Source organism: Nocardia mexicana NBRC 108244 (assembly GCF_001613165.1).
GTDB lineage: Bacteria > Actinomycetota > Actinomycetes > Mycobacteriales > Mycobacteriaceae > Nocardia > Nocardia mexicana.
In genome coordinates, this window is the sequence record NZ_BDBV01000034.1 from 23,867 (window position 1) to 32,071 (window position 8,205).

Consider the following 8,205-nt stretch of genomic DNA (forward strand, 5'->3'; position numbering starts at 1 on the left):
TCGAATGAAGCGACTCGCGACCTGCCTCGCCCTTGCGATGGCGGCCGTAGTTCCCGTGGCGGGCTGTTCGTTCGACCCGTCGTCCGTCCCGGTCCCCGGCACCACGGTCTCCGGCCCCACCTATCGCGTCAAGATCGAGTTCGCGAATGTGCTGAACCTGCCCGCCAAGGCGAAGATCATGGCCAACGGGGCGATGGTCGGCACGGTTTCCGGTGTGTCCGTGGTGAATCCGGCGCAGTCGGACGGGCGTGGCGGACTCGTCGTGGTGGATGCCGATATCTCGAAGTCGGTGCAGTTGCCCGCGACCACGATCGCCGAACTGCGGCAGAACACGGTGCTGGGCGACATCCACGTCGCGCTCACCACCCCGCCCGACGGTTTCGACAGGCTGCTGTCCGACGGCGCCACCATCCCGCTCGCGCAGACGAAGCCGCCGATCCAGCTGGAGGACACGATGGCGGCCGTCGCCACGTTCACCCAGGGCGGTGCGGTGTCGCAGCTGCAGGACATCATCACCAAGTTCAACGATGTGCTGCCGAAGGATCCCGCCCGCACCGCGCAGATCTCCAAGACCATGGCCGCCGATGCCGTCGACCTGGCCGCCAATCTCGATCAGGTTGACCTGCTGCTCAACGGGATCGGCACCAATGCCCAAGTGCTGCACGAGATTCAGCCCGAACTGGACAACATCCTCAGCGGGAAGTCGGTCGAGGAGATGAACGGCATCGTCGCGTCCATCGTCGGCGTGACGAAGATCTTCGGCGTGCTCGGGCCGGTCGGCACGTCGCTGACCTGGCTCGGGCCGGTGCTCTCCGGCGCCGACGGTGCCGCGCAGGCCTTCCTGCCGCTGCTGGCGTCGTCCCGGCCGCTGGACCTGAGCCAGCCGTCGAACCTGCAGACGCTGGTGTCGCTGCTGCGCGACAAGGTCATCCCGTTCGTGGAGCACGGCGCCAAGGTGAACATCACCGGGGTGAAAACCGATGCCGCCGCGCAGGTCTCGACCCAGGATCAGACGGACCGGATCGTCGGGACACTGCGCATGATCGGAGCGGTGCGATGAAGATCGGTGCACTGGCCTCGCTCGGCGGCATCGCCGCCATCACCCTGCTCGGCGCGAGCTACCTGACCTTCGGTGTGGTGCGGGTCGATCCGTTCGCCGACTACACCCGCGCCACCATGGTGCTGGCCAATTCCGGTGGGCTGGGCGTCGATTCGCCGGTGCTGCTGTCGGGCATCGAGGTCGGCCGGGTCACCGCGGTGAACAAGACCGCCGGTGGCGTCGAGGTCGGCCTCCGCGTCGACGCCGACCGCAACCTCCCCACCGACAGCGTGGTCACCATCGAACATCTGTCCGCGCTCGGCGAGCCCTACGTGGAATTCCGGCCGAAGACCGGCGCGGGACCGTACCTGCGCGACGGGCAGCGGCTGGAGAGCACGAATGTCCGTACGCCGCTGTCGATTCCGGAGGTCGCGCGGCTGGTCACCAAGACCATGAACCAGCTCGATCCGAACGTGGTCGGCTCCCTGATGAGCACGGCGGGCCAGATGCTCGACGGCACCGACGCCGCGATCCCCAACCTGGCGCGCTCGGGCGACCTGCTGGCCGCGGCCGTCATGAGCCGCAGCCCCCGAATCGCCGACCTGCTCAACAGCTTCCAGGCCGCGGCCGCCGATATCGACTGGGCGGGACCGGCAACCAGCGCGGCCGCACCCGAATTCGTGCGGTTCACCAACACGCTGAACGAACTGGTGGCCGCCATCGGCCGCCTCGTCGACAAGCAGCCGCCGGAGGCATTGACCGAGGGCAGCGGCCTGGTGCCGTTCCTGGACAAGCTGACCGACGCGCTGCGGGAGATCGGCCCGGAGCTGAAATCCCTGACCCCGGCGCTGCAGCCGCTGGCCGATGCGGCGACCTCCGCAGCGCCGCGCATAGACATTTCCAGTTTGATCACGCAGGCCCTCGACGACGTCGGCAGCGACGGCGCCGTGCGGGTGCGGGTCAACGTCAAGTAGAAGGATGAAGGAGGATCCATGTCGAACGACAGTGGTACCGAACCGAAGCGGGCAGTCGACGCGGAGGAGACCACCGGGTCCTCCGCTGCCCCGCGCACCGTATCGATCCGGCTGTCGACGGTGGCCGTGGCCGTCGCGGGGGTGGCGCTGATCGCGCTCACCGCCGTATTCGGCACGCTGTGGCTGTCGGCGCGCGGCTCGCTGGACGACCGTGACGCCCAGGCCGCCGACCAGCGGCACGCCGAGCAGGTCGCCACCGACTACGCCGTCGGCGCGTCGAATATCAACTTCCAGGATGTCGACGCCTGGGTGGCCAAGCTGAAGGCCAACACCAGCCCGCAGCTGGCCAACAAGTTCGACGCCACCGCGCCGAAGCTGCAGGAGATCCTGGTCCCGCTGAAGTGGACGTCCAGCGCCACGCCGATCACCGCCAAGGTGATGAACCACGACAACGGCCTGTACAAGGTCAACGTGTTCCTCAACGTCACCTCGACCAGCGCCCAGACCCCCGAGGGCGCCCAGAGCACCGTCACCTACACCGTCGACATCGACCCGAACAACGGCTGGAAGGTCACCGACGTCGGCGGCATGGGCGGAGCCCTGCCCAAGCAGTAACACCACTCCGCGCAACAGGACTCTCCGGCCAACGCCTCCATGGGGACGACGGTGGCGGTGAGCCGTTGCGGTATGCCGGGGTGCGTAGCCGGTAGGCTGGACGGCATGATTACCCGGATTCGAGTGGCGGCGCTGTTGGTGTGCGCGCTGGTCGTGTCCGCGGTGGCGGCGGTGGCCATGCCGGTCGGCGAGCCGAATTCGCTGGTAGCGGTGGGTGCAGCCGCCGTGGTGGCGTTGGCCGTGGTGGCGGCGCATACGGCGCGGGTCGCGCTGGTGCCCGTGGCGGTGCATGCGGGGCCGCCGGTTTCCGCGCAGCGCAGGCGGCGGGGGTCATTTCTGCGTCAGAGCAATCCGGATGCGGCGGGCCGGGCACGGCCGAGGGCACCGGGGTACGGGGTCTGACCGCGTTGTAGCGCGCGGTCGGCAATTTCGCTGACCCCCTTCCCTTTTCGCCCGTTCGCGGGTGCCTCACAGTGAGGTGCTTCCCCATGCTCGATTTCGTGTACTACCCCGTGTCCGCCGTGCTCTGGTTGTGGCACACCGGATTCGCCGCCGTTCTGGGCGCCGCCAGCGGCGCGGCCTGGGTGCTGGCCATCGTCTTGCTCGTGGTCACGCTGCGGGCGGCGCTGTACCGGCCGTTCCTGGCGCAGGTGCGGTTCTCCCGGACCATGGCCGCTCTGCAGCCCAAGATGCGGGAGCTGCAGACCAAGTTCGCCGACGACCGCGACAAACTGCTGGCCGAGACGCGAAAACTCCAGCAGGAGCACAACTTCAGCCTGGCGCGGGGTTGTCTGCCGGTGGTCGCGCAGCTGCTGCTGTTTCTGGGCCTGTTCCATGTGCTGCGGTCGTTCGACCGCACGGGCGCGAGCTCGAATCTGCCGTTCTTCGGCAGTTCCACGCCGATGACCGCCGCCGAGAACGCCGCCACCGGAAACTACGTGTTCTCGCCGGATCAGGTGCAGTCGTTCCTGCAGGCGAAGCTGTTCGCGGCGCCCCTGTCGAGCACGCTGGCCACCTCGGGCGAATCGCTGACGGCCGTTGCGCTGGTGGCGATTCCGCTGGTACTGGTCGCCGCCGTCGCCACTCATTTCACGGCCCGCGCGTCGATCGCCCGGCAGACGGAGACCACCCCGCAGACGCGATTGATCAACTGGATGACGCTGTGGGTGTTCCCGCTCGGCACCGTGGTCGCCGGCCTGGTGCTGCCGCTGGGCATTCTGGTGTACTTCGCGACCAGCAATACCTGGACCTACGTGCAGCAGCACGTGGTGCACCGGCGGCTGGATGCGGTGCCGGTCGGGCCCGCGCCGTCGATACCCGCACCGCGAAAACAGAAGTAGGCGAGCCGGTTTCACCCGCTGTCCGCGCTGTCGACATACGCATCCGGCACGGGCGGACCGATAGTCGTTGCGTATAGCGGCGTGCAGTCGCCGCTTCGGTACCCAGACGTGGCGGGGACACGGCGCCCGACGGCGGGACCGACCCGGGCGTGCACAAGTGGCGTGCACGCCCGGACCTGGTCCGGCACCGAGGCTCACCGATCCATGGTGGCCCGGCTGTGCGCCTGCCGGAACGGATCGTCACGACGCGGGCCCCGGGCGGGCGCCGCGCCCGGGAACTCGGGGTGGGAGATCACCACCGTCGCGACGGTGAGGATCTGGTCCACATCCACGCCGCCGGCCGCCAGCCGGGCGATGATGCCCAGCCGCCGCTCCTGGCCGTCCGGGCGAATCAGGATCTCCCGGCGACCGCGCTGCGCGACGAACCGCCTGCGCCGCGCGTCGTAGCGCAGCGGCACCCCGTCGCGCACGACCCGGTAGGCGTCCACGTCGAGGTCACGGTGCCGCTCGGGGTCGATCATCAGACCGTCCACGAGCCGCTCGGCCTGCTTCACCAGCAGGCGCTGCACCGCCGGCTCGGCGAACCGGAGCCGCATGTCCACCCGGCGCCAGTGCTCCGCGACGGCGCCTCGCAGCAGCTCCCGATGCCGGACGATCTCGGCTTCGAGCCGGTCGCCGGTGGTGTCGTCGGACGTCGAGGAGCAGAACTCGGCCATGAGTACACGCCTTTCCTAGGTTGCGGATTACCTTGCGTTGCAACCTGATCGGCGTCCGACGAGAACAGTATGCACCAGGGGTACGACAAGTTTGCTCGGCCGCCGCTCACGCGCGAGGACGGCCTCGCTGCAGCATGCTCCCTGCTGCTGCGAACCTCCCCGTCGTCATTTCCGGCGTGCTCTCGGCCGGAATCCATCGGCGATGTGTAGGTCCGGCCTCAGGAGGCGGCGGCCGGAGGTGCCGAAGTCGCTGTCCCCGACTTCAGCTGATCGGCCAGGCGCACCGCCAGGGCCAGGATCATGAGGGTGGGGTTGACGTGGCCGTTGGTGGGGAAGACCGAGCTGCCTGCCACGTAGAGGTTTTCGACCTCGTGGACGCGGCACTCGGGCGTGACCACGCCGTCGCGGGCATCCGTGGCCATGCGTGTGGTGCCGGTGGGGTGGGCCCAGTCGGTGAGCTGCAGGGGTGCCGCAGCGCCGGTCCGAGCCCAGTCGTGCAGGACCGGCGCGGCGTACCCGAGGCGGGCGAATTCGGTCTCCGCCAGCTCGGCCGCCCGGCGTACCGTCCGGTCCTCGAGTTCGCCCGTCTTCCAGTCGATCCGGGCGATCGGCAGCCCGAGCCGGTCGGTGCGCTCCGCGAGGGTGATGCGGCTGGCCGGATCGGGCTGCTGCTCGACCATGCAGCGCAACTCCACGCGGTCCAGGCGGTGAGGCAGGCCCGTGCGGTGGATCAACCGTCGGCGCGCACCCGAGAGCAGCAGCCCCGTGCTGCCCAGCATCAGGCGCATATCGTGGCGACTGCCGTGTCCGCGCAGCAGTCGCTTCACCGCATCCCAGGGGTCGTCGTCGGCGGGCACCTCCTGAATCCACAAGGCGCAGTTGAGCAGTCCTTCCTCGCGCTGGATCCGCTCGGACAGCGCCAGCCCGTGCAGGAAGGTGTGCGTGCCGTGCGGCGACCGGACCACGTACTTACCGAAGCGGTCCCGCGCGGCGGCCGAGGCGGCGGCGTCGAACGTCCCGACCGCGCCGCATCGGTGGTCCATCAGATAGCGCCCGACCAGATCGTTCCGGTTCCCGACACCGTGCGGCAGCACCCGGCGCGATGCCAGCAGTAGCCGCGCGTTCTCGATACCCCCGGCGGCCAGTACCACCCGGTCCGCCCTGACGGTCCGCCGTCGCAGGTCGGCGCCGGTGACCTCCAAGGATTCGACCCGGCTGCCCCGCGGGTCCGTGGTGATGTGGGTGACCGTCGCCTGCACCGCCACCCGCACATTCGGCGCGGGCGTGCCCGCGACGTGCGCGCCGAATCGCTTGGCGTCGAACGGATCCCCGGGATCCTTGCTGATCTGCCAGAAGTACGGTCGCAGCAGGCCGGGATCCACCGGATCGTCCGGCCTCGGGCGTCCGGCGAGCCCCCAGAACGCGTCGTCGTTGAACCCGGAACCGTAACCGATTCCGAGGTGGCGGGCCGCACGGCCGAGATAGGGGAGTATCTCGGCCGCGCCGATCGGCCATCCGGAGCCGGGAATCCAAGGGCGGCACGAGAAGTCGATCTCGTCGAAGTAGCCGCAGCGCCCGCTCCAGGTATCGGAGCTACCACCCAGTACCCGGTTGCGGGCGTCCCGATGCGGAACGGCACGCGCCGCGCCCACACTCTCGATGTCGTTGAGGCGATCGATCTCCGGATCGCGGGTGGCTCCACCGCTCTCCAGAACCAGTACCCGCCAGGGGCTTCCGGCCAGCTCCGTGGCGATGGTCAACCCGGCCGGGCCGGAGCCCACGATGCAGATGTCGGCATCGAGTTCGGAATCTGCCATCTCGCGCAGATCGTCGATGCGCATGCCAGCGTCCTCTCCGCCCTGCATCCACTCCGACCACAGGACGCTGCGAATTATCGTAGTCGCTGAACAGCCTGGTCGGAGTGGGTTTCGTGCCCCGAAAACAGTGGTCAGCACTCGTTGGAGAAAAAGGCGCGCACATAGCTCGCCGACTGCCGCACATACATCCACGCCCAATACCGCAGACCCGACTCGGCCGGGCTGGCGACCATGGTCAGCTCGCCGGGGAAGCACTTGCCGACGATGTAGCGGGCGCGCGACACGTGCGGAACATTGGTGATGACGATCAGGTGCCGCCAGCCGAAACGTTGTGCGCGGCGGGCGATCTCCTGCGCCTCGCCCTGCGTGGTCCACGGGTCGGGGACGAAACAGTCGACGTGGAACGGATATCCGCCGTCGCAGTAGCGGTCCATCACCGAGTCGTCGGCGCCGGTGGAGCGGGAGATCAGCAGCTCTGGGGCGAGCCCCCGGCGCGCCAGGTCGAGACCGATGTCGAAGCGTTCGTAGGCGGTTCCGCCGAGCACCACGATGGCATCGGCCGGGCGTAGCGGGTCCGTCTGCGGGTGCACATAGACCGGCAGGCCCGCCGCCGCGAGCGCCCCGATCAGGGCCGCGAGGGCGACGAGCGTGACCACGGCCCGTCGGAGTGCGCGCACACCTCGACGATACCGATCTGCACGGAACGGGCTGCGCGGCTGCGGTCCCTACTGCGTGGTCTCCTCGACTTCCGTCGACCGCGGCGGTGCGTGCGAACCCCAGCCGATGGATGCCTCGGCGCGCATCCGATCGACCATGTGCGGGTAGTGCAGTTCGAAGGCGGGCCGCTCGGAGCGGATCCGCGGCAGTTCGAAGAAGTTGTGCCGCGGCGGCGGGCAGGTGGTCGCCCATTCCAGCGAATTCCCGTACCCCCACGGATCGTCCACCGTCACCACCTCGCCGTAGCGGTAGCTCTTGAAGACGTTCCACGCGAAGGTGACCATCGAATACCCCAGCACGAACGACCCGATGGTGGAAATCGTATTGAGCATGGTGAATCCGTCGGTCTCCAGATAGTCGGCATACCGGCGCGGCATGCCCTCCGCACCGAGCCAGTGCTGCACCAGGAACGTCAGGTGGAAGCCGAAGAACGTGGACCAGAAGTGGATCTTGCCCAGCCGCTCGTCCAGGAAGCGTCCGGTCATCTTCGGGAACCAGAAGTAGATCCCGCCGAAGGTCGCGAACACGATGGTCCCGAACAGCACGTAGTGGAAGTGCGCCACCACGAAATAGGTATCGGAGACGTGGAAGTCCAGCGGCGGGCTGGCGAGGATCACCCCCGACAGGCCGCCGAACAGGAAGGTGGTGATGAACCCGATCGACCACAGCATGGGCGTCTCGAACGTCAACTGCCCCCGCCACATCGTGCCGATCCAGTTGAAGAACTTCACGCCCGTCGGCACCGCGATGAGGAACGTCATCAGCGAGAAGAACGGCAGCAGAACCGATCCCGTGACGAACATGTGGTGCGCCCATACCGCCATCGAGAGCGCCGCGATCGACAGCGTCGCGTAAACCAGTGTGGTGTAACCGAACAGCGGCTTGCGGCTGAACACCGGCACGATCTCGGTGATGATCCCGAAGAACGGCAGCGCCACGATGTAGACCTCGGGATGGCCGAAGAACCAGAACAGATGCTGGAACAGG

At 68.3% G+C, this 8,205-nt stretch carries 9 protein-coding genes; 5 read left to right on the forward strand and 4 right to left on the reverse strand.

Annotation, left to right across the window (positions count from 1 at the left end):
- Positions 1 to 4 precede the first annotated feature (4 nt).
- From NM1_RS14055 to yidC, 5 genes are all read left to right on the forward strand, one after another.
- Positions 5 to 1,060 carry an MlaD family protein gene (locus NM1_RS14055; protein ID WP_246011544.1) on the forward strand — a complete coding sequence of 352 codons (1,056 nt, stop codon included), beginning with the start codon at positions 5 to 7 and terminating at the stop codon, positions 1,058 to 1,060.
- Positions 1,057 to 2,013: an MlaD family protein gene (locus NM1_RS14060; RefSeq protein ID WP_068019459.1), complete on the forward strand. Its 957-nt coding sequence runs from the start codon at positions 1,057 to 1,059 to the stop codon at positions 2,011 to 2,013. The genes NM1_RS14055 and NM1_RS14060 overlap by 4 nt, the downstream gene beginning before the upstream one ends.
- Positions 2,014 to 2,031: 18 nt before the next feature.
- Complete coding sequence (locus tag NM1_RS14065; RefSeq protein WP_068019461.1) at positions 2,032 to 2,628, forward strand: hypothetical protein; 597 nt, start codon at positions 2,032 to 2,034, stop codon at positions 2,626 to 2,628.
- Between the two features lie 105 nt (positions 2,629 to 2,733).
- Positions 2,734 to 3,030: a DUF6412 domain-containing protein gene (locus tag NM1_RS14070; protein ID WP_068019464.1), complete on the forward strand. Its 297-nt coding sequence runs from the start codon at positions 2,734 to 2,736 to the stop codon at positions 3,028 to 3,030.
- A gap of 86 nt (positions 3,031 to 3,116) precedes the next feature.
- Positions 3,117 to 3,968 (forward strand): membrane protein insertase YidC, encoded by an 852-nt coding sequence (gene yidC / locus NM1_RS14075; protein ID WP_068019466.1) that lies wholly within the window; start codon positions 3,117 to 3,119, stop codon positions 3,966 to 3,968.
- A gap of 194 nt (positions 3,969 to 4,162) precedes the next feature.
- On the opposite strand, the gene NM1_RS14080 is transcribed toward yidC, so the two are convergent.
- The 4 genes from NM1_RS14080 to NM1_RS14095 all read right to left on the reverse strand — a co-directional run.
- Positions 4,163 to 4,684, reverse strand: a complete 522-nt coding sequence (locus NM1_RS14080; protein ID WP_068019470.1) for a hypothetical protein — start codon at positions 4,682 to 4,684, stop codon at positions 4,163 to 4,165.
- Between the two features lie 218 nt (positions 4,685 to 4,902).
- Entirely contained in the window at positions 4,903 to 6,525 is a 1,623-nt protein-coding gene (locus tag NM1_RS14085) for a GMC oxidoreductase (protein WP_068019472.1), read from the reverse strand.
- A gap of 107 nt (positions 6,526 to 6,632) precedes the next feature.
- On the reverse strand, positions 6,633 to 7,157 hold the full coding sequence (locus NM1_RS14090; protein ID WP_068019474.1) for a YdcF family protein: 525 nt from the start codon (positions 7,155 to 7,157) through the stop codon (positions 6,633 to 6,635).
- Positions 7,158 to 7,226: 69 nt separating this feature from the next.
- A partial coding sequence (locus NM1_RS14095; protein ID WP_174556872.1) for a cytochrome c oxidase subunit I occupies positions 7,227 to 8,205 on the reverse strand: 979 nt, incomplete at its 5' end.

Excerpts from the sequence above, each read along its gene's own strand:
- NM1_RS14055 (WP_246011544.1), top strand. The coding sequence starts at position 5 with ATGAAGCGACTCGCGACCTGCCTCGCCCTTGCGATGGCGGCCGTAGTT.
- NM1_RS14060 (WP_068019459.1), top strand. The coding sequence starts at position 1,057 with ATGAAGATCGGTGCACTGGCCTCGCTCGGCGGCATCGCCGCCATCACC.
- NM1_RS14065 (WP_068019461.1), top strand. The coding sequence starts at position 2,032 with ATGTCGAACGACAGTGGTACCGAACCGAAGCGGGCAGTCGACGCGGAG.
- NM1_RS14070 (WP_068019464.1), top strand. The coding sequence starts at position 2,734 with ATGATTACCCGGATTCGAGTGGCGGCGCTGTTGGTGTGCGCGCTGGTC.
- yidC (WP_068019466.1), top strand. The coding sequence starts at position 3,117 with ATGCTCGATTTCGTGTACTACCCCGTGTCCGCCGTGCTCTGGTTGTGG.
- NM1_RS14080 (WP_068019470.1), bottom strand. The coding sequence starts at position 4,684 with ATGGCCGAGTTCTGCTCCTCGACGTCCGACGACACCACCGGCGACCGG.
- NM1_RS14085 (WP_068019472.1), bottom strand. The coding sequence starts at position 6,525 with ATGCGCATCGACGATCTGCGCGAGATGGCAGATTCCGAACTCGATGCC.